At 72.7% G+C, this 19,753-nt stretch carries 24 protein-coding genes; 15 read left to right on the top strand and 9 right to left on the bottom strand.

Going from position 1 to position 19,753, the window contains the following annotated elements; genetic code table 11:
• The 4 genes from ACXVGS_RS15540 to ACXVGS_RS15525 all read right to left on the bottom strand — a co-directional run.
• Positions 1 to 576, bottom strand: a 576-nt coding sequence (locus ACXVGS_RS15540; protein WP_458533605.1) for a TCP-1/cpn60 chaperonin family protein, incomplete at its 3' end; no start/stop codon positions are given.
• A 194-nt stretch (positions 577 to 770) separates the two neighbouring features.
• The gene (locus tag ACXVGS_RS15535) at positions 771 to 1,235 is read right to left on the bottom strand and encodes a hypothetical protein (RefSeq protein WP_458533604.1); all 465 of its coding nucleotides are present in this window, start codon (positions 1,233 to 1,235) and stop codon (positions 771 to 773) included.
• An 82-nt stretch (positions 1,236 to 1,317) separates the two neighbouring features.
• A complete protein-coding gene (locus ACXVGS_RS15530) occupies positions 1,318 to 1,605 on the bottom strand; it encodes a DUF3263 domain-containing protein (RefSeq protein WP_141786931.1) in 288 nt (95 codons plus the stop codon).
• A 106-nt stretch (positions 1,606 to 1,711) separates the two neighbouring features.
• The gene (locus tag ACXVGS_RS15525; RefSeq protein WP_458537140.1) at positions 1,712 to 3,112 is read right to left on the bottom strand and encodes a pyridoxal phosphate-dependent decarboxylase family protein; all 1,401 of its coding nucleotides are present in this window, start codon (positions 3,110 to 3,112) and stop codon (positions 1,712 to 1,714) included.
• A gap of 111 nt (positions 3,113 to 3,223) precedes the next feature.
• Between ACXVGS_RS15525 and ACXVGS_RS15520 the strand changes: the two genes are divergently transcribed.
• From ACXVGS_RS15520 to ACXVGS_RS15510, 3 genes are read left to right on the top strand one after another with little or no spacing between them, the layout of a single operon-like run.
• Positions 3,224 to 4,027: an MBL fold metallo-hydrolase gene (locus tag ACXVGS_RS15520; protein ID WP_458537139.1), complete on the top strand. Its 804-nt coding sequence runs from the start codon at positions 3,224 to 3,226 to the stop codon at positions 4,025 to 4,027.
• A 39-nt stretch (positions 4,028 to 4,066) separates the two neighbouring features.
• On the top strand, positions 4,067 to 4,756 hold the full coding sequence (locus ACXVGS_RS15515; protein ID WP_458530612.1) for a uracil-DNA glycosylase: 690 nt from the start codon (positions 4,067 to 4,069) through the stop codon (positions 4,754 to 4,756).
• Positions 4,753 to 5,535 (top strand): SGNH/GDSL hydrolase family protein, encoded by a 783-nt coding sequence (locus tag ACXVGS_RS15510; protein ID WP_458535193.1) that lies wholly within the window; start codon positions 4,753 to 4,755, stop codon positions 5,533 to 5,535. The genes ACXVGS_RS15515 and ACXVGS_RS15510 overlap by 4 nt, the downstream gene beginning before the upstream one ends.
• Here the strand turns inward: ACXVGS_RS15510 and ACXVGS_RS15505 are convergent.
• Together ACXVGS_RS15505 and ACXVGS_RS15500 are read right to left on the bottom strand one after the other, a co-directional pair.
• Complete coding sequence (locus tag ACXVGS_RS15505; protein WP_458535194.1) at positions 5,482 to 6,138, bottom strand: DUF421 domain-containing protein; 657 nt, start codon at positions 6,136 to 6,138, stop codon at positions 5,482 to 5,484. The two genes, ACXVGS_RS15510 and ACXVGS_RS15505, sit on opposite strands and share 54 nt — an antisense overlap.
• A gap of 67 nt (positions 6,139 to 6,205) precedes the next feature.
• Positions 6,206 to 6,718: a MarR family winged helix-turn-helix transcriptional regulator gene (locus ACXVGS_RS15500; RefSeq protein WP_458537138.1), complete on the bottom strand. Its 513-nt coding sequence runs from the start codon at positions 6,716 to 6,718 to the stop codon at positions 6,206 to 6,208.
• 80 nt (positions 6,719 to 6,798) lie between these two features.
• Between ACXVGS_RS15500 and ACXVGS_RS15495 the strand changes: the two genes are divergently transcribed.
• Positions 6,799 to 8,043, top strand: a complete 1,245-nt coding sequence (locus ACXVGS_RS15495; protein WP_458537137.1) for an MFS transporter — start codon at positions 6,799 to 6,801, stop codon at positions 8,041 to 8,043.
• A 9-nt stretch (positions 8,044 to 8,052) separates the two neighbouring features.
• On the opposite strand, the gene ACXVGS_RS15490 is transcribed toward ACXVGS_RS15495, so the two are convergent.
• A complete protein-coding gene (locus ACXVGS_RS15490; protein ID WP_458532343.1) occupies positions 8,053 to 8,628 on the bottom strand; it encodes a TetR/AcrR family transcriptional regulator in 576 nt (191 codons plus the stop codon).
• A gap of 55 nt (positions 8,629 to 8,683) precedes the next feature.
• On the opposite strand from ACXVGS_RS15490, the gene ACXVGS_RS15485 reads away from it, so the two are divergent.
• Both ACXVGS_RS15485 and ACXVGS_RS15480 read left to right on the top strand, forming a co-directional pair.
• Positions 8,684 to 9,835: an acyl-CoA dehydrogenase family protein gene (locus ACXVGS_RS15485; protein ID WP_458532342.1), complete on the top strand. Its 1,152-nt coding sequence runs from the start codon at positions 8,684 to 8,686 to the stop codon at positions 9,833 to 9,835.
• A gap of 35 nt (positions 9,836 to 9,870) precedes the next feature.
• The gene (locus tag ACXVGS_RS15480) at positions 9,871 to 10,635 is read left to right on the top strand and encodes a 3-hydroxyacyl-CoA dehydrogenase (protein ID WP_458530618.1); all 765 of its coding nucleotides are present in this window, start codon (positions 9,871 to 9,873) and stop codon (positions 10,633 to 10,635) included.
• 275 nt (positions 10,636 to 10,910) lie between these two features.
• On the opposite strand, the gene ACXVGS_RS15475 is transcribed toward ACXVGS_RS15480, so the two are convergent.
• Positions 10,911 to 12,167, bottom strand: coding sequence for an ATP-binding protein (locus tag ACXVGS_RS15475; protein ID WP_458532341.1), 1,257 nt, complete (start codon positions 12,165 to 12,167; stop codon positions 10,911 to 10,913).
• 114 nt (positions 12,168 to 12,281) lie between these two features.
• Between ACXVGS_RS15475 and ACXVGS_RS15470 the strand changes: the two genes are divergently transcribed.
• The 9 genes from ACXVGS_RS15470 to ACXVGS_RS15430 all read left to right on the top strand — a co-directional run bounded on the left by ACXVGS_RS15470 (position 12,282) and on the right by ACXVGS_RS15430 (position 19,429).
• Positions 12,282 to 12,662, top strand: a complete 381-nt coding sequence (locus ACXVGS_RS15470; protein ID WP_458530620.1) for a VOC family protein — start codon at positions 12,282 to 12,284, stop codon at positions 12,660 to 12,662.
• Between the two features lie 361 nt (positions 12,663 to 13,023).
• Positions 13,024 to 13,500 (top strand): NUDIX domain-containing protein, encoded by a 477-nt coding sequence (locus ACXVGS_RS15465; protein WP_458535124.1) that lies wholly within the window; start codon positions 13,024 to 13,026, stop codon positions 13,498 to 13,500.
• A gap of 49 nt (positions 13,501 to 13,549) precedes the next feature.
• Positions 13,550 to 16,330, top strand: coding sequence for a penicillin acylase family protein (locus ACXVGS_RS15460; protein ID WP_458537136.1), 2,781 nt, complete (start codon positions 13,550 to 13,552; stop codon positions 16,328 to 16,330).
• Between the two features lie 78 nt (positions 16,331 to 16,408).
• Entirely contained in the window at positions 16,409 to 16,711 is a 303-nt protein-coding gene (locus ACXVGS_RS15455; RefSeq protein WP_458530623.1) for a hypothetical protein, read from the top strand.
• Positions 16,699 to 17,487 (top strand): DUF5995 family protein, encoded by a 789-nt coding sequence (locus ACXVGS_RS15450; protein WP_458530624.1) that lies wholly within the window; start codon positions 16,699 to 16,701, stop codon positions 17,485 to 17,487. The genes ACXVGS_RS15455 and ACXVGS_RS15450 overlap by 13 nt, the downstream gene beginning before the upstream one ends.
• Before the next feature lie 75 nt (positions 17,488 to 17,562).
• On the top strand, positions 17,563 to 18,033 hold the full coding sequence (locus ACXVGS_RS15445) for an N-acetyltransferase family protein (RefSeq protein ID WP_458537135.1): 471 nt from the start codon (positions 17,563 to 17,565) through the stop codon (positions 18,031 to 18,033).
• Positions 18,030 to 18,368 (top strand): hypothetical protein, encoded by a 339-nt coding sequence (locus ACXVGS_RS15440; protein ID WP_458530626.1) that lies wholly within the window; start codon positions 18,030 to 18,032, stop codon positions 18,366 to 18,368. Before ACXVGS_RS15445 ends, ACXVGS_RS15440 begins: the two co-directional genes overlap by 4 nt.
• 10 nt (positions 18,369 to 18,378) lie before the next feature.
• Entirely contained in the window at positions 18,379 to 19,110 is a 732-nt protein-coding gene (locus tag ACXVGS_RS15435; RefSeq protein ID WP_458537134.1) for a Type 1 glutamine amidotransferase-like domain-containing protein, read from the top strand.
• A 148-nt stretch (positions 19,111 to 19,258) separates the two neighbouring features.
• Positions 19,259 to 19,429: a hypothetical protein gene (locus tag ACXVGS_RS15430; protein WP_458530628.1), complete on the top strand. Its 171-nt coding sequence runs from the start codon at positions 19,259 to 19,261 to the stop codon at positions 19,427 to 19,429.
• Here ACXVGS_RS15430 and ACXVGS_RS15425 read toward each other — a convergent pair.
• A partial coding sequence (locus ACXVGS_RS15425) for an FBP domain-containing protein (RefSeq protein WP_458537133.1) occupies positions 19,426 to 19,753 on the bottom strand: 328 nt, incomplete at its 5' end. The two genes, ACXVGS_RS15430 and ACXVGS_RS15425, sit on opposite strands and share 4 nt — an antisense overlap.

Genomic DNA, 19,753 nt, shown 5'->3' with positions numbered 1-19,753 from the left:
GCGCATGCCCTCGGTGAGCTCGAGCTCGAGGCCGAAGGTGTTGCTCTCCTCGACGGTGATGACGCCTTCCTTGCCGACCTTGTCCATGGCCTCGGCGATCATCTCGCCGATCTGGGGGTCAGCAGCGGAGATCGAGGCGGTGGAGGCGATCTGCTCCTTGGTCTCGACGTCCTTGGCCATCGTCAGCAGCTGGGCGGAGACGGCCTCGACGGCCTTCTCGATGCCGCGCTTGAGGGCCATCGGGTTGGCGCCCGCGGCGACGTTGCGCAGACCCTCGCGCACCAGCGCCTGGGCCAGGACCGTGGCGGTCGTGGTGCCGTCACCGGCCACATCGTCGGTCTTCTTGGCAACTTCCTTGACGAGCTCGGCGCCGATCTTCTCGTACGGCTCCTCGAGCTCGATCTCCTTGGCGATGCTCACACCGTCGTTGGTGATCGTGGGGGCGCCCCACTTCTTCTCCAGCACGACGTTGCGGCCCTTGGGACCGAGGGTCACCTTGACGGCGTCGGCGAGGGTGTTCATACCCCGCTCGAGACCGCGGCGAGCCTCCTCATCGAAAGCGATGATCTTGGCCATTCGGGTGGTTCCTCCCACGCGAAAATCTTCGGGTGACCGCCGGACGCCCGCGACGGACGGACCGGGTCCGGCAGCTCACGTCGCTGCGTTCGCCGGTCCTCGACAGACGGTCGAGATTGTCACTCTCGGGATGAGAGTGCTAACCCAATGATTAGCACTCGACCCCACCGAGTGCAAATGCCCTGACGGCCCCCTCAGCGCTCGCCGGACGGCCGGTCGATGACGTCGCGCATCGCTGCGTCGGCCTCGGACGCGGCCGGGTCCTCGAGGTCGCGCACGAACACCGCCGTCAGCGTGAGCGCCGACTCCGCACGGACCTGCTCCAGCAGGTCCCGCCAGGCCCACAGGTTGGGGTGGTCGTACGCCGTGCAGGCCTCCGCCGGGGCGAGGGTCTCGGCCGCGGTGCGCAGCTGGTCGAGGGTCAGGTCGTAGGTGGCGGTGCCGCCCTGGTGCCCGATGACCTTGGCGAGGACGACCGCAGGCAGCGGGTGCGAGCCGTCGGCGTTGACGTGCGGGAAGCCGACCTCGCGCGAGTCGGACCCGGCACCGATGCCCACGGCATACGCAGCGGGGTCGGTCCACCCGGGGATCGTCGCGGCGAGCGACTCCCGGACCGCTCGCAGGCCTTCGGGGGTGCTCCAGTCCACGACGTCGCTCATAACCGCCACCCTTGCACGACAGGCAGGCCCGGGCATGACAGAGCCCGCCGGGCGGCGTGCCGGGCGGGCTCGGTCGGTGGGGTCAGAGCTGGACGCCGAGGCGGCGGGCCGAGCGGGCCCGCTGGCGGCTCGCGCGCAGGCGGCGCAGGCGCTTGATGAGCATCGGGTCGGCCTCGAGGGCGGCCGGGCTGTCGATCAGGGCGTTGAGCACCTGGTAGTAGCGCGTCGCGCTCATGTCGAACAGCTCACGGATCGCCTGCTCCTTGGCGCCGGCGTACTTCCACCACTGGCGCTCGAAGGCGATGATCTCGCGGTCCCGCTCGCTCAGCTCCTCGGCGGACGTCGGGGTGACCTCTGCTGCGGCGCTCATGCGACCCTCCCGTGGCTCGTCGTGCGGGTTCATCGTACCGGCCGAATCACAGCAGTGTCATTCACTCGGGCGGGTCCGGCGAGGCTCGTGCGGCGCCGTCCGGGACTCATGCCGGGTCCGCCATCGAGTCCAGGATCGCGGCGATGTCGTCCTCGGTGGTGTTGGGGTTGACGATGGCGAACCGCGCCACCGTCTCCCCCTCGTGCGAGGTCGGCACCACGAAGGCGAACTCCTCGGCGAGGATCCGGTCGCTCCACGCGTGGTAGTCGGCCGGGGTCCAGCCCAGCCGGCGGAACACGATCACCGACAGGTCGGGCTCGAGCAGCGCCTCGAGGTGGTCGCGCCGCTCGATCTCCGCGGCGGCGAAGCGGGTGACCTCCAGCGTCCGCTCGATCGCGGCGCTGTAGGCGCGGGTGCCGTGCGCGGCCAGGGAGAACCAGAACGGCAGGCCGCGGGCGCGCCGGGTCAGGCCGACCGCGTAGTCGGTGGGGTTCCACTCCGGCGCCTCGGTGAGCACGTCGAGGTAGGACGCCTTCTGCGTGTGCGCGGCGCGGGCCAGCGCCGGCTCGCGGTAGAGCAGCGCGCAGCAGTCGAACGGCGCGAACAGCCACTTGTGCGGGTCGACGATGAAGGAGTCGGCGTGCTCGATGCCCGCGTAGAGGTGGCGCACGCTCGGCGCCGCCAGGCCGGCGCCGCCGTAGGCCCCGTCGACGTGGAACCAGATGCCGAACTCGCGGCACACCTCGGCGACGGAGGCGAGGTCGTCGACGATGCCGAAGTTGGTGGTGCCGCACGTCGCGACGACGGCGAAGAACTGCTCGGGCCCCTCGGCCTCGAGCACGCGGCGCAGGTTGTCCCCGGTCAGCCGCTGGCGCTCGTCGACCTGGACGCCCACGAGGTCGGCGTCCATGACGTCGCACGCGGACTTGATCGAGGAGTGGGCGCTGACCGTGCCCGCCACCTTGTTGGGCCGCGGCCCCTCGCCGGTATGCCGTGCCCGCGCCGTCGCGCGCGCCGCCACCAGGGCGGAGAGGTTGCCGACGGTCCCTCCGGGCACGAACACCCCGCCGGCCTGGGGCGGCAGCCCGGCGAGGTCGGCGATCCAGCGCAGCGCCTGGTTCTCGGCGTGGACGGCGCCGGCACCCTCGAGCCACGACCCGCCGTAGATCGAGGACGCGCCGACGACGAGGTCGAACAGCGTCGCGGCCTCGGTCGGGGCGCACGGGATGAAGGAGAGGTAGCGCGGGTGGTCGGTGGAGATGCACGCCGGGGCCAGGTCCTCCTCGAACAGCCTCAGCGCGGGCAGGCCACCCATGCCGTCGGGGGTGATCGTCTCGCCGGCGACCACGTCGAGCTGCTCCTTGGTCCGCGGACCGTCCAGCGGCACCGGGTCGAGCCGCAGCCGCTCCTCGGCGTACTTGAGGATCGCCTGACCGAGCTCCTCGGTCGTCTCATCGAAGCCATGCACGGCCGCGAGTCTAGGTGGCCAGCGGCGATGCCTCCGCATGCCGCCGGATCCGGGCGACGAGCACCGCGGCCGTTCCGGGCCGCCACCGCGGCCGAAGTGACGTGACGATCGTCGGTTGGACACCCCGCCGACGGCTGCCACGCTGGCCCCATGAGCACCGACTGGGTGGAGGTGGGCGACCGCTGCTGGGTGCGCCGGTACTCACCCTGGGACGTCTCGAGCGGCGTGGTCGCCGGGGACGACGGCCTGCTGGTCATCGACACCCGGGCGGACACCGCGCAGGGTCGCGAGCTGGCGGCGCACGTGCGCGCGCTGTCCTCCCTGCCGGTGCTCGCGGTCATGAACACCCACGCCCACTTCGACCACCTCGGGGGCAACGCGGCGTTCCCGGGCTGCCCGGTGGTGGCCCACGCGGCGGTGCCGCTGGCGCTGGAGCGGGGCGCTCCCGAACCCGAGGCGCCGCTGTCCACGGAGGAGAAGGTGCCTCCGGACACCGTGTTCGCCCACCGGTGGGACCTCGACCTCGGTGGCCGCGAGGTGCAGGCCACCCACCTGGGGCGCGGGCACACCGACGGGGACGCGGTCCTGCTGGTGCCCGACGCCGACGTCGTCTACGCCGGCGACCTGGTGGAGCAGTCCGGTCCGCCGTCGTTCGGCCCGGACTGCTGGCCACTGGAGTGGGGGCCCACGCTCGAACGGCTCGCGAGCATGCTCGACCCGGTGACCAACGTGGTCCCCGGCCACGGGGACGTGGTCGACGTCGACTTCGTCACCCAGCAGGCCCGTGACGTGACCGACGTGGCCGAGCACCTGCGCCTGCTGGTCGCCGCCCACGTCCCCGAAGCCGATGCACTCTCCCGGGGGCCGTGGCCGTTCCCGGTGGCGGGGCTGGCCGTGGCGGTCCACCGCGGCTACCGGCACCTCGGGGCCGGCCACGCCGGCCACCCCGGCTGACCGGACCGGGCTCCGGGGCCGGCCCTCGGGTCACCTAGATTGACGACCGTGCCCGTCGCCAAGCCCCTGACCGAGCTGGTCCACCCCACCTGGACCGAGGCGCTGCAGCCCGTCTCCGCGGAGGTGACCCGGCTGGGCGACTTCCTGCGTGCGGAGGTGGCCTCCGGCCGCGGATACCTGCCGGCCGGCGAGCACGTGCTGCGCGCCTTCAGCCGCCCGCTTGACGACGTCAAGGTGCTCATCGTGGGCCAGGACCCCTACCCCACGCCCGGGCACGCGGTCGGCCTGTCCTTCTCGGTGGCCCCCGAGGTGCGGCCGGTGCCGCGCAGCCTGCAGAACATCTACGCCGAGATGGGCACCGACCTCGGCCTGCCGACCCCGTCCAACGGCGACCTCTCCCCCTGGGCCGACCAGGGGGTGCTGCTGCTCAACCGGGTGCTGACCGTGCGCCCCGGTGCCGCGGGCAGCCACCGCGGCAAGGGCTGGGAGACCGTGACCGCCCAGGCGATCCAGGCGCTGGTCGAGCGCGGCGGTCCGCTCGTGGCGATTCTGTGGGGACGCGACGCGCGCAACCTGGGCCCCTCGCTCGGGCAGGTGCCGCGGATCGAGAGCGCCCACCCCTCGCCCCTCTCGGCCCGGGGCGGGTTCTTCGGGTCGCGGCCCTTCAGCCGCGCCAACGAGCTGCTCGCCGCCCAGGGCGCCGGGCCCGTCGACTGGAGGCTCGCGTGACCTGGTCCCGCTACGTGGCCATCGGCGACTCGTTCACCGAGGGCATGAGCGACCCTGACCCTGAGCGCGACAACGCCTACATCGGGTGGGCCGACCGGCTCGCCGCGCACCTGGCGCTGGAGGCCCGCAAGCAGGAGCAGGGCTTCGGCTACGCCAACCTCGCGGTGCGCGGGCGCCTGCTCGACGACATCGTCGGGCGGCAGCTGGACGAGGCGCTGGCCCTGGAGCCCGACCTGGTCAGCATCGTCGGCGGGGGCAACGACATCCTGCGCCCGCGGGCGGACATCGACGGCCTCGCCTCCCGGCTGGAGGACGCGGTCGCGCGGATCCGGGCCACCGGCGCCGACGTGCTCATGGCCACGCCGGTGGACCCGCGTGAGGCGCCCCTGGTCAAGATGACCCGGGGTCGGGCGGCCACCTACGTCGCACATATCTGGTCGATCGCGCGGCGGCACGAGGCGTTCGTCATCGACCAGTGGGGCATGCACGCGCTGCGGGACTGGCGGCTGTGGGCCTCCGACCGGATCCACATGACCACCGAGGGGCACCGCCGGGTGGCCCTCAACGCGTTCACCACGCTGGGCTTCGAGCCGGACGACACCGAGTGGGCCACGCCGCTGCCGCCGGCCCCGCCGATCGGCCGGGCCGACTCCTTCCGCGAGAACGTGCGGTGGGCCCGGGAGTATGTCGCCCCCTGGGTGCAGCGCCGGCTGCGCGGGCAGTCCTCAGGAGATGCCCTCACCGCCAAGCGGCCGACCATCACGCCGTTCGAGGGCTGACAGCCGGGCGTCGATGTGGCGCTGCAGGTCGACCACGGCCTGCCGCAGGTCGCCGAGGCTGGCCGCCTGCTCGTCGCGCATCAGCTCGATGTTCCACGTGCCGCCCGGCTCCAGGGACGCCTTGCGCACCTCGTTGGGGCCATCAGCACCCTGGTGGTGCAGGGCGCTCATGATCTCGTGGTCGCGCAGCCCGATGCGGTGCACGGCCTTCTCGTCCACCTTGCCGTGGGTGACCAGCACGGTCGGGCTGCCCTGGAACAGCCACGTCGAGCGTGGACCCATCAGCGCGACCCGGTCCATCAGGGCGTTGAACAGCACCAGCACCGCGGCGCCGAGCAACCCTCCGATGAGGGAGTTGTCCGGGCCGATGATGGCGTTCTGGACCACGTTGCTCAGCAGCAGCACGACCACCAGGTCGAAGGAGTTGAGCTGGGCCATCATCCGCTTGCCGGCCACCCGGATGAGGACGCCGATGAACAGGTAGACCACGACGGTCCGGATGACCTTCTCCGCCGGCGGGATCTCGAACGTGAACATGTCCTGCCACATCGAGCTCTGGCCCGAGGCCAGGACGACCCCACCGATGAGTGCACTGCCAGCCACGCTGCTCGCCTCCCTGCCTGGTCGTCGCCGGCCGCGACGCTCCGCCGGCCACGGTATGCCGTGTGGCTCAGTCCGGTCGCGCCTCCACGCCGGAGAGCAGCACCCGGAGGAGCTGGTTGAGCTGGGAGCGCTGGTGGTCGCTGAGCCTGGCAAGGAACTCGGTCTCGAGCCGGATGCCGACCTCGCTCGCCGCCTCCCACATGGCCCGCCCGGCCGGCGTGATGCGCACGAGGACCCGGCGCCGGTCGAGCGGGTCCACCTCACGGGTGATGTGACCTGCCTCCTCGAGGCGGTCGAGGCGGCTGGTCATCCCGGCCCGGGTGACCTGGCACTTCTCTGCGATGAGGGCTGGCGTGGCCTCGAGGGAGGACAGCTCGAGCGAGACCACCGTCTGGAGGGTCTGCACGTCAGCCGGGGTCACGCCCCGCTCTGCCCACGCCGCCGTCTTCTCCTGCTTGAGCAGCCAGAGGAGCCGCTGCATGCGGGTGATGACGCCCTCGACCTCGGCGTCGAGCTGGGGCAGCGCCGGCAGCCAGCGCTCGACGTGCCGGTCGACCGAGTCGGTGATGGTGCGAGCCATGGCCCGAGTCTGCCAGACCTGACAGTCAAAGATCTAACAATTCACTTGCTGACTATTCGCTAGCTAACTATATTTCCTCCATGACCTCATCTCCCGCCCTCGCGCCCCTGCGCTCAACCCCCTTCCGCCTGCTCGCCGCCGGCCAAGGCCTGTCCTGGCTGGGTGACGCCCTCGTCACGGTGGCCCTGTCGGTGGCGATCGTGCAGAGCGGCGGCTCCGCTTCGGACCTGGGCCTCGTGGTCGGCACCGGCATGGCCGCCCGCATGGCGTTCCTGCTGGTCGGTGGGGTCTGGGCCGACCGGCTGCGCCCCCAGCGCCTGATGGTGCTGTGCGACGTGGTCCGGGCGGTGGCCCAGCTGCTGCTCGCGGCGGAGCTGGGGCACAGCCACCCCTCGACCGCGTCACTCTGCGGGCTTTACGTCCTCACCGGCGCGGCCGGGGCCTTCTTCCGCCCCGCCATGGCCTCCCTGCAGCCCCTGGTCGTCCCGGACTCGGACCGCCACGGCGCCAACGCCTTCCTTGGCTTGCTGCGCAACGGCGCCAACGTGGCCGGGCCCGCCCTCGCAGGGGTCCTGGTGGCCACCGCCGGAGCCCCGGTCGCCTTCGTGGCCAACGCGGCCACCTACGCCGTCTCCGCGGTCACCGTGGCCCTGGTCCGTGTTGACGCGCCGCGCTCGGCCCGGCAGCCGATGTGGCACGAGCTGGCGGCCGGGTGGACCGAGGTCCGCTCGCGCGACTGGTACTGGAAGAACCTGCTCGGCCACGGCGTGTGGAACACCGCCTTCGGCGTGCTTGCCGTGCTCGGCCCGGTCGTGGCGATCCACCGGCTGGGCGGGGCAGCGGCCATGGGCGTGATCGGCACCGCGGTCGGCGCAGGTGGCGTGCTTGGCGGCTTCGTCGCCATGGCGGTGCACCCGCGCCGGCCGCTGCTCGCCGGCAACGCCGGGCTGGCCCTGACCGGGCTGCTGGCCGCCTCCTACGCCTGGCCGTGCCAGCTGTGGGTCGTGGTCGCGGCCGCCGTCGTGGCCATGCTCGGACTGGCCTTCCTCAACGCGTGCTGGGAGACCATCGTGCAGGACCAGGTCCCGCACACGGTCCTGGCACGGGTGTCCTCGTGGGACGACCTGACCTCGTTCGTCGGCATCCCGGTGGGCAACGCCCTGGCGGGGCCACTGGCGGCCGCCTACGGCCCCGAGCACACGCTCGTCGTCACCGCCGGGGTCTTCGTCGTGGCCAGCCTGGCGCCGCTGCTCTCGCGCAGCGTGCGGCGGCTCGACGCGACCCACGCCCGCGGAGCGGGGGTCGAGCTCGAACCGGCCCTGTGACCCACCAGCTCAGGCGGGGCGGGCCAGCGCCCGGCTGACCAGGCGGCCGAGCTCCTCGAAGGCGGCCGCGTCGCCGAGCCCGGCGCGCTCGGCGAACTCCCCGCGCTGGATCGCCTCGATCGTCACACCGACCCACGTGGCCACGAACGCCGCGTCGACCGGGGCCACGGCCTTCTCCGCCGCGGCCTCGTCGACCAGCTCACGCACCCGGCGGGCAGCCGCCACGGCGTTGTCGCGGTAGGTCGCCCGGGTCGGCTCGAAGCCGGCGATGTCGTCGATGAACTGCCGCGAGGCCGGGCGCAGCGCCTCGGCGACCGCCTCGAGGTAGGCCTCGATCCGGCGCAGGGGCGCGCGCCGCTGCGCGACCCGCGACTCGACGAACGCGGTCGAGCGCCGGAAGAAGTTGTTGACCACCCGCACCGCGAGCTGGTCCTTGCTCGGGGCGAGCGCATAGAGCGTGGTCTTGGAGCAGCGCAGCCGCGCCGCGAGGTCGTCCAGGGTCAGGTGCGCGAAGCCCTCGGCCACGACCAGGTCGGTGAGCCGGTCGAGCAGGTCCACCTGGCGAGCGGTCAGTGTCGCGGACATGTCACAGATCATACGGACAGTGATACTGACGTATCGCGTGCAGTATCGTTTCTGCATGCCCGCTGACCGCCTCATGCCCACCGAGGAAGCTCAGGACCTGATCGAGCTCACGCGCGAGATCTGCGCCGAGCAGCTCGCACCGAAGGCCTCGGCCGCCGAGGCGGCCGCCGAGTTCCCCCGCGACACCTTCCGGCTGCTCGGCGACGCCGGGCTGCTGTCCCTGGCCTACCCCGAGGAGGTCGGCGGTGGCGGGCAGCCCTACGAGGTCTACCTGCAGGTCGTCGAGGAGATCGCCGCGGCGTGGATGAGCGTCGCCGTCGGCGTCAGCGTCCACTCCCTGACCTGCTACCCGGTGGCCCGGTTCGGCACCGACGCCCAGAAGGCCGAGCTGCTGCCGGACATGCTCGGCGGCTCGATGCTCGGCGCCTACTGCCTGTCCGAGCCCCAGGCCGGCTCCGACGTCTCCGCGATCTCGACCCGGGCCACCCCGGTCGGTGAGGGCTCGGCATACCGGCTCAAGGGCACCAAGGCCTGGATCTCCCACGCCGGCCACGCGGACTTCTACACGACCTTCGCCCGCACCGGCGACCACCCGAGCAAGGGGCTGTCGTGCTTCGTCGTGCCGGCCGGCACCGATGGCCTGAGCTTCGGCGAACCCGAGCGCAAGATGGGCCTGGCCTGCGACACGGTGCGCCAGGTCTACTTCGAGGAGGCCGTCGTCGACGCCGGCCGCCTCGTCGGCGAGCCGGGCATGGGCATGTCGATCGCCTTGTCCGCGCTGGACTCCGGCCGCCTCGGGATCGCGGCCGCCGCGACGGGCCTGGCGCAGGCGGCGCTGGACGTGGCGGCGGGCTACGCGACCGAGCGCAAGCAGTTCGGCCGGGCGATCAGCGAGTTCCAGGGCCTGTCGTTCCTGCTCGCCGACATGGAGGCCGCGGTCACCTCGGCCCGCGCGACCTACCTGCACGCGGCGCGCCTGCGCGACGCCGGCCGGCCCTTCAGCAAGCAGGCAGCGATCGCCAAGCTGGTGTGCACCGACGCCGCCATGAAGGTCACCACCGATGCGGTCCAGGTCCTCGGTGGCTACGGTTACACGCAGGACTTCCCGGTCGAGCGCTACATGCGCGAGGCCAAGGTGACCCAGATCTTCGAGGGCACCAACCAGATCCAGCGCCTGGTCATCGCCCGTCAGCTGCTGCGCGGCTGACCACCCCGTCCCCGACACCACAGCGAGGAACCTCCTTGAACATCAACGACTCCACCGTCGCGCTCGTCACCGGTGGCGCCTCCGGCCTCGGCGAGGCCACCGTCCGCCGCCTGCACGACGGCGGCGCCTCGGTCGTCATCGTCGACCTGCCCTCCTCCAGCGGGAAGGCCCTGGCCGAGGAGCTCGGCGACCACGCGCGCTTCGCCCCGGCGGACGTGCGCGACGAGGCCCAGGTGCAGGCCGCGATCGAGGTCGCCAAGGAGCTCGGCGACCTGCGCGTCGTCGTCAACTGCGCGGGCGTCGGCACCCCCGGCCGGGTCGTCGGCAAGAAGGGCCCGCTCGACCTCGAGACGTTCCGCAACGTCATCGACATCAACCTCGTCGGCACGTTCAACGTGCTGCGCCTGGGTGCCGCCGCGATGCTCGACAACGAGCCGGTCGATGGCGACCGCGGCGTCGTCGTCATGACGGCGTCGATCGCCGCCTACGACGGCCAGATCGGCCAGGCCGCGTATGCCGCGTCCAAGGGTGGCGTCGTCGGCCTCACCCTCTCGGCCGCGCGCGACCTCGCCGACAAGGACATCCGCGTGGTCACCGTGGCCCCCGGCACGTTCGAGACGCCGATGCTTTCCGGGCTGCCCGGCGACGTGAAGGCGGTCCTCGAGGCCCAGGTGCCCCACCCCTCGCGCCTGGGCAAGCCGAGCGAGTACGCGTCCCTGGTCGCGCACATCGTCGACAACCCGATGCTCAACGGTGAGGTCATCCGCCTCGACGGCGCCCTGCGGATGCCCCCGCGCTGAGGCCGCGGCGCCGGTGACCAAGGTCCCTGTCGCGCGATGACGGCCCGGCATACAAAGGACTCACGCCTTCGGCAACGGAGGCGCATCGGCCAGCAAACGAGGTCCGGACCGAGGGGCAACCCGGCGGACCCGTCGTGACGGACGGGTGGACAGGGCGCACTGGCCGAAGTGCGGGAGTGTCACGCCCGGACAAAAAGGAGGCCCCGCCAACTCATACTTGGCGGGGTCTCACTTTGCTCGCTGGAGGATACCTGCAGGTCAGGGCGGTCCCAAACTCAGCCGGCGGCGTCCGGCAGCTCGAACCACGCCACCGTGCCGCCCCCGTCGCGCGACTCGAGCCCGATCCGGCCTCCGTGCGCCTCAATGACCCGCCGGCAGGTGGCCAGGCCGATGCCGTGACCCTCGACGTCGAGCTGCCCGGTGCGCTCGAACAGGGTGAACACCCCGGCGGCGTGCCCGACCGGGACTCCCACCCCGCGGTCGGCGACCTCGACGCGCATCCCCGTGGCACCTCGCCAGGCCGAGACGGTCACGTGGGCGGGCACACCCGGGAGGGTGAACTTCAGGGCGTTGGAGATGAGGTTCTGCAGCACCGAACGCAGCTGGTTCTCATCTCCACGGACCACCGGCAGGGTGTGGATGACGATTTCCGCCCCGCCGGCGCGGATGAGGTCGCCAAGGTCGTCACGGACGAGGTAGGCCAGCCGGCCGAGGTCGACCTCCTCGCTGCCGAGGCGCCCCCCGACGTGGCCGTAGTCGAGCAGCTCGGTCATCTGGGCGTACATCCGCGCGGCCGACTGCCCCGCCCGCTCGACCAGCCAGCTGCCCTCGGGGTCTTCGGCCACGGAGGGCAGGTCGGCCAGCTCCTGGACGTAGCCCATCACCGCGGTGAGCGGGTTGCGCAGGTCGTGGCTGACCTGGCCGGCGAAGGCAGCGAGCTGGTCGTTGGACCGGCTCAGCTCGGCCCGGGCCAGGGTCAGCTCCTCGAGCGACTGCTCGAGCAGCGTGGTGCGCCGGCGCAGCTCGAGGACGTCGACGATCTGCCGGGCGAGGGCGTCGACGGCGCCCGCCTGGGCCGGGGTGAGGTGCCGCTCCTCCTCGTCGAACACGCACAGCGTGCCGATCGTGACGCCCGCGGGGGTGCGCAGCTGGCTGGAGGCGTAGAAGCGCAGGGAGGCGATGACGCCGGTGACGAACGGGTTCCGGGCGAAGCGCGGGTCGAGCGGGGCGTCGGCCAGCACGATCGGCGACTGCTGCTGGATGGTGACGTCGCACATGGAGTCCTCGCGGGTGCAGATCGAGGGCCCGATACCGAAGGCCGCCACCTGGTGCTGGTGGGTCTCGTCGATGAGGTTGATGACCGCCGTCGGCACCCCGCAGACCAGGGCGGCCAGCTCGACGAGCGCCTCCAGCTCGGGCTCCGGCGGACGGCCGATGACGTCGTACACATCGAGCGCCGCAGCCCGCGCGGCGTCGGCCGCGGTGGCGTCGGTCCGGGGTGGCGACAGGCTCTCCATGGCGCTGGTCATCATGCCCGATTGGTGCCGTTTGGGTGCGGACATCCGCGCGATCACCCGCTTGGAGGAGGCCGCCCGGGCAGGCCGGGGCCACAGTGGTCTGGCAGGGGCGGAGAAGGAGTGAGGGCCATGCTCAAGGACCTGCGGGCGCACGCCACGCTGCCTGCCACCGACCTCGCACGCGCCAAGGCGTTCTACCGCGACCAGCTCGGCCTCGAACCGGAGGAGGAGACGCCCGGCGGCCTGACCTACCGCTGCGGCGGGGCGATGTTCGTGGTCTACCCCGGCAGGAACGCCGGCAGCGGGCTGCACACCCAGATGGGCTGGACCGTGGAGGACATCGAGGCAGAGGTGGCCGGGCTCAAGGCCCGCGGCGTGGAGTTCGAGAGCTACCCGCAGATGCCGGACTTCGACACGGTGACGAACATCTTCTCCCCCGGCTACATGCGTGCAGCGTGGTTCCGCGACAGCGAGGGCAACATGCTCGGCCTGGTGCAGTTCCACCCGTGACCGCGGCCGCGACCCCGACGCCGTGACGGCACCCGACTCCTTCCCCGCGGCGGGGGTGGAGCTGACGCACATCCTGGTCGTGAGCGACCTCGCCCGGTCGAGCAGGCCTTGTACTGCGACGTGCTCGGCGCCGACCTGTTCCGTGAGTACGGCGGCACCTCGGCCTTCTTCCGGTTCCGCGGCGCCTGGCTGCTGATGGTCACCGCTGGCGGCCCCACGGAGGGGGGAGCCCGACGTCACCTTTGCCCCGCCGGACCAGCCCGGCCGGGTCAGCCCCGCCCTCACCATCCGGGTGCCCGACACGGGCACCTCTTCGAGCTCAGCCAGGCCTGAGCGCCCGCCGGCACGCGACACTGGCGCCATGACGCGACGACGCAGCGCCGGCCTGCTGCTGCACCGGGTCCACGACGGCCGCCCCGAGGTCCTGCTGGGGCACATGGGCGGGCCGTACTGGGTGCGCAAGGACGACGGCGGCTGGTCGGTGCCCAAGGGCGAGCACGAGGAGTCCGAGCCGGCACAGGACGCCGCCCGCCGCGAGTTCACCGAGGAGCTCGGCCTGCCCGTGCCCGAGGGCCCGTGGACCGACCTCGGCGACGCGCGCCAGCCCAGTGGCAAGGTGGTGCGTGTCTTCGCCCTGGCCGCCGACCTCGACGTCGCCGCGGCGACCTTCGGGACGTTCGAGATGGAGTGGCCGCCACGCAGCGGGCGCCAGCAGGTCTTCCCCGAGCTGGACCGGGTCGCCTGGCTGGACCTCGACACGGCCCGGGCCAAGCTGGTCACGGGTCAGCGCGTCTTCCTGGACCGGCTCGCGTCCCACATCCTGGCTACCGGCCAGTAACCCCGACCACGCCTCCTCGTTACCCCGGTCACACCCGCGAGGAGGACCGATGCCGTCCGTGCTGCTCCGCTGTCGTGACCGCTCCACCCGCCGCCCCGCCCTGGCCCTGGCGCTGCTCGCCGGCGTCGCCACCGCCGTGGTCGCCGTCGCGCCCGGCGCCACCGCCGCCGGGACACCGGACCCCCTGGAGGGCGCGGTCCGCAACGTCCTGCCGCCCGGCCAGTCCGGGAGCATCGACGCCGCGAAGCTCGCGACCGTCGTCGCCGGCGACTCGCAGGGCAGGGTCGCCGTGGAGGGCCGCAACGCGCCGCCGAACTTCGCCGACCAGCTCGAGATGTATGACGGGCTGAACCGGCTCGACCCGGCCTCCGTCAGCGCCGGTGATGTCTCCCGGCTCTACAAGCGCGCCGGCTTCACCCCCGACACGGTGGTCCGCAGCGCCACGCCGAGGCCGGGGGTGCGCATCCGCTGGGACGCCTACGGGGTCCCGTACGTGGACGGGCAGAGCGCCGAGGACGTCGCCTTCGGCGCCGGCTACGCCGGGACGATGGACCGGATGTTCCTGCAGGACGTGCTGCGCCATGCCGGGGCCGCCCGCGCGGCCGAGTTCCTCGGGCCCACCGAGGGCAACATCGCCATGGACCGGCACCAGCTCCAGACCGCCGCCTACACCCCGGCCGAGGCGCAGGCCCAGCTCGACGGCGTGGTCCAGCGCTACGGCGAGGAGGGCCGGACACTGCTCGCCCGGGCCGACGCCTACCTGGCCGGCATCAACGCCGCACAGCACGCCCTCTGCCCTGCCAACCTGCCCACCGGGCTGCACTGCCCGGCGGAGTACGCCGCCCTGCAGAAGACCCCCAAGGACTGGACCCGCGCCGACCTGGTCTACGTCGCCTCGCTCGTCGGCGGCATCTTCGGCAAGGGCGGCGGTGGCGAGGCCGACAACGCCCGCTGGCTGCAGCAGCTCCAGGGCCGGTTCGGCGCGGCGCAGGGGCTGGCCTACTACCGCGACCTGCGCGCCAAGAACGACCCGGAGGCGCCCACCACCGCCAGCGTGCGCACCCCCTACGGCGGCGGCGACCCCAACCCGGCGCAGCCCGGCGTGGCCCTCCCCGACCTGGCCGGGCCGACGGCCGACGGCACCGGCTCGGACGTCGGCGGCACCGGGCTCCCGCTGCCCTCCGCGCCACCTTCGCTCGGCCTGGACATGCCGCACGGCACCTTCCTGCCGCTGAGCACCCGGGGCGCGAGCAACGCCGCCCTCATCGCCGGCTCGCGCTCGGCGGACGGCCACCCGACCGTGGTGTTCGGCCCCCAGACCGGCTACTACGCCCCACAGCTGCTCAGCGAGGAGGTGCTCAACGGGCCGGGCATCCACGCCCGCGGGGTGTCCTTCGCCGGCACGTCGCTGGTCGTCGAGCTCGGCCGCGGCCTGGACTATGCCTGGAGTGCGACGAGCGCCAGCAGCGACATCGTCGACACGGTCGCCGAGCGGCTGTGCGAGCCCGACGGCTCCACCCCGACCGTGCACAGCACGCACTACCTGGCTGACGGCCGCTGCGTGCCGATGACCTCGTGGGTGCATGAGGAGACGGCGCTGCCCAACGCCGGGGCCACCAACCCGCCGCAGCAGCTGCGGATGCAGGTCCTGCGCACCGGGCACGGCATCGTGCAGTCCCGGGTGACGGTGCACGGCATACCGGTGGCCCTGGTGCTGCAGCGCAGCACCTACGGCCACGAGGTGGACTCGGTGATCGGCTTCGCCCGGGTCAACGACCCGGCGCAGGTGCACGACCCGGCCTCGTTCAACCGGGCCATGAGCGCGATCGACTACACGTTCAACTGGTTCTTCGCCAACGACAAGGACATCGCCTACTTCGGCTCTGGCCGGCTGCCGCAGCGGGCCGCCGGGACGGACCTGGACTTCCCGCGCTGGGGTGTCAGCCGCTACGACTGGACCGGGTGGGTGCCGACCAGCGGCCACGTGCAGCAGGCAGACCCGCCCTCGGGCTACCTCGTGTCGTGGAACAACAAGCAGGCGCCCGGGTTCTCCGCCGCCGACAACGTCTGGGGCTACAACTCCATCTACCGGTCCCGGGCACTGTCCGACCGCGTCGGCGCGCTGGCCGCCACCGGCCACGCGACCGTCCCCCAGCTCGTGGGCGCGGTCGCGGACGCGGCGACGGTCGACAGCCGCGCGCGGTACACCCTGCCCGCCCTGCTCGACGTCCTCGGCGACGGCGGCAGCGACCCGCAGACCCGCAAGGCCGTCGCGCTGCTGCGCGGCTGGCTGGCCGACGGCGCGCACCGGGTCGACCGGGCGCGCACCGGGCACTACGCCGACCAGGCCGCGATCGCGCTGTTCGACGAGTGGTGGCAGCCGAAGCACGAGGCCGTGCCGGACTCCTCCTCCGGCGCGCTGCCCAAGGACGTGCTGCGCCCGGTGCTCGGCTCGCTGGTGGACCAGCTGCCCAAGGCCCTGGACGACCACCCGCGCGAGGGCAAGGGCTCCTCGTGGAACGAGGTCGCCTGGTACGGCTACGTCGACGCCGAGCTGCGTCGTGCCCTCGGGCACGGACCCTCGGGCACCCGGACCGCCTCGCTGTGCGGCCTCCGGACGTCGTGCGCCGACACGGTCATCGCCTCCCTGACCGCCGCCGTCCAGCGTGCCCTGGCCGCCCAGAAGGTGACGGACGTGGACGCGCTGACCTACGACAAGCACCTGGACGACATCCGGCACACCACCGCCGGTCTGGTCGGCGTGCGGCCGATCGACTGGCAGAACCGGCCGACGTTCCAGCAGGTCGTCCACTTCACCACGGAGCGGTAGCCCCACGTACGCCCTTCGCCGGATCCTCCTGGGGTCCGGCGGAGGGACCGTGGTCGCACCTGTGGAGAAGGAGCGATCATGGCCGGGTTCGTGCAGATCATCGAGTTCACGACCTCCCGCGTCGACGAGCTGCAGAAGCTCGCCGACGACTGGCGGGCCGGGCGCGAGGGAGAGCCCGGTGGCCCGGTCCGGGGCGTCTTCACCCGGGACCGGGACAACCCCAACCGCTGCGTCAACATCATCGAGTTCGCGTCGTACGAGGAGGCGATGGCCAACTCCGAGCGCGCCGACACCACGGAGTTCGCGGCCCAGCTCGCGGCGCTGTGCGACGCGCCGCCGACGTTCTCCAACCTCGACGTCGTCGAGGAGTGGACCCGCTGATCCCGGGGCCACCCGGCCCGGGCCGCACCGGCGCCGGCATCGACGCGGTCCTGGAGCGGATGCAGCGGCTGCTCGCTCCCCTGGAGTCGGCCGGTGACCCGAAGCGATTCTTCCTGTCCACGTACACCCGCACCACGGCCGCGGTCCGCGACGAGCTCGCAGCCGGGACGTTCCGTGACCCGGAGTGGGTCGAGCGGTGGGACGTCGCCTTCGCCGAGCACTACCTCGACGCGCTGGAGGCGCACGGGCGCGGCGACCCGGCACCCCTGCCGTGGCAGGCGGCCTTCGACGCCGGCGACCTGCCGCCGCTGCGGCACGTCCTGCTCGACATGAACGCGCACATCAACTTCGACCTGCCCCAGGCCCTGCTCGCGGTCATCAGCAGCGCCGAGTTCGACGACCCCGCCCTGGTCCACTGGCGTCACGTCGACCACCGGCACATCGACACGGTCCTGGCCTCCCGGGTCGGCGCCGAGGACGACCGCCTAGCCGCCCTCGGCACAACGAGCCTGAGCGACCGGGTGCTCAGCCCGCTCAACCGCCTGGGCACCAAGCGGTTCCTGCGGGAGTCCCGGCGCAAGGTCTGGGCGAACGCGGTGGTCCTCGACCGGGCCCGTCGACGCGGCGCCTTCGCCCTCGCCGGCGGCCTGGACCAGCTGGCGCGCCTCAGCGCCGGCAAGGTCGAGCAGCTCATGGCGCCCGGGCCGGTGATCCTGAAGCTGGCCGTGCGGGGGTTCGGCGTGCGCCTGCCGGGCACCGACCAGCGCTGGCCCTGAGCGATGCGGTAGCGCCCCGGGCCGCGGCGACCTACCCTCCCGCGAAGGGGACCGCTACCCAGGGGGGGTGACGCCGTGGATGTCCGGCTCGCGAACGCCAAGGACGCGTATGCCGTGCGCCTGGTCGGGCTGCGCACCTGGCCGGCGACCTACGGGCCGATCGCCGGTGCGGACTATGTCTCCTACGGCCTGGCGCGCTGGTGGTCGCCCGAGGCGGTGCGCCGCAGCATCGAGGGCCAGGGCACCTTCGTCGCGGTCACCGGGGACGACGTCGTGGGCACCGCGACGGTCGGCGAGCTGGACGGCAACCCGGTCCTGTGGAAGCTCTACGTGCTGCCCGACTTCCACGGCTTCGGGATCGGTTCGGCCCTGCTGGACGCGGTCCTGGCCTCGCTGCCGTCGGGCGCGGACCGGCTGCGCCTGACCTACGTCGACGGCAACGAGGAGGCCGAGCGGTTCTACCGCCGGAGGGGCTTCGTCGAGGTCGCCCGGCACCCCGACCCCGAGGGGCCGGACGGGATCTGGATGGAGAAGATGCTGGCGTGAGCCCGGCAGCACCCACCGTCTGGCAGGCCCGGCACGAGCTCTACGCCGACCCGGAGTCTCCGCTGTCCCGGCGGCTGGCGGTCGTGCAGCGGCACGTTCGGGTGTGGCTGGAGGACCGCGGCGGCGCTCCGGCCCGGGTGCGCGTGCTCGAGGGCGACGCAGCGCTGGTCGACCTCTGGGCCGAGTCCGTCCCGGCCGACCTGGTGCTGCTGTGCGGCGTGCTCGGCAACATCAGCGATGCCGACGTCGAGCGCACCCGCGCTGCCGGAGCCGTGCGCGGCGCGGGTGGCGCCTGTTCACCTTCACGACCTGAGCCGACCCGGGTTCGCGGCTAGGTTGACGCCCATGACCAGCGCCACCCCGCAGATCTTCGCCGTGTCCGGACCGCTGCCCTCGACCAACCCGCGCCACACGACCATCCCGCTCATCGAGCACGCGGTCGAGCTGACCGGCCGCGAGCGCCCGCAGATCACCTACATCGCGACCGGGACAGGCGACCACCCGGCGCACATCGACAGCTTCCACCGGGCTCTCGCCCACCGGGACGACGTCACCACCAGCCACCTGAGCCTGTTCACCCAGCCCAACGTGCCGGACGTGCGCGAGCACCTGCTGGCGCAGGACGCGGTGTGGGTCGGCGGCGGCAGCGTCGTGAACCTCATGGCGGTCTGGCGTGCCCACGGCATACCGGAGCTGCTGCGGGAGTGCTGGGAGGCGGGCGTCGTGCTGGCCGGGCAGAGCGCGGGCAGCCTGTGCTGGCACCTCGGCGGCCCGACCGATTCCTTCGCCGACGCGCTCGACACGGTGACCGACACCCTGGGCTGGCTGCCGTTCAGCAACGGGGTGCACGACAACTTCCCCGAGCAGCCGCGCCGGGAGGTGTATCGCGCGGCCGTCGCCACGGGCCTCGTGCCCGCCGGCTACGCCAGCGAGGACGGGGTGGGGCTGCACTACGTCGGCACCGAGCTGCGCGAGGTCGTCACGGTCGTCGAGGGGGCTTGCGGCTGGTGGGTCGAGCCCGATGGCCAGGGCGCGTGGCGTGAGGAGCGGCTGGAGGCTCGCCTGCTGGGCGACTGAGCAGGCAGAGCCACTCGAGCCAACCGGCAGCAACCGCGCGGAGCAAGGGTCAGGACTTGGTAAAGCCCGCCACCCGTGTGCTGCCGCACTGGAAACCTTGAGGTATCAAGTTCCCCCTCGTCCCCTGGAGGCGGCGGTGCACCACTGCGTGACCCCCCTGCGGTCCCGGCTCCCCGGTTCCAGCGCGTACCCCGCCTACGCGGTCGAGCTGGTGGCCCAGAGCCTGGTCGACGGCACGATCTCCCTCGCCGAGCTCGACATGATGAGCGACGAGGAGGCCCTGTTGACCGTGGCCACCCGTCGCGCCCTGCCGGCCTAGGCCAGCACCCGGTCCACGAACGTCCCTAGCCGATCCGTCAGCCGGCGGGCCCGCTCGGCCGGCTCCACCAGCGACTCCCCCTGCGGCAGCTCGAGCGGCCGCAGCCCCCGCACGTAGAGCGAACAGGCCAGGTCGGCGCAGATGTAGGTGCCGACCGTGTTGCCATCCCGTCCGGCGGACCCCGCCCGCGGCGCGACGAACAGCACGACGTCCGAGGGCTTGTGCGCCGACCAGCACAGGTTGCACAGCGCGGACCCGCGGCTGCCGCTGGTCGAGGGCGCTCGCAGCGCCAGGCCCAGCGGCTTCCCGTCGCGCCACAGCACC

The organism is Oryzihumus sp. (genome assembly GCF_054325275.1).
This window is presented reverse-complemented; position numbering and strand designations above follow the sequence as displayed.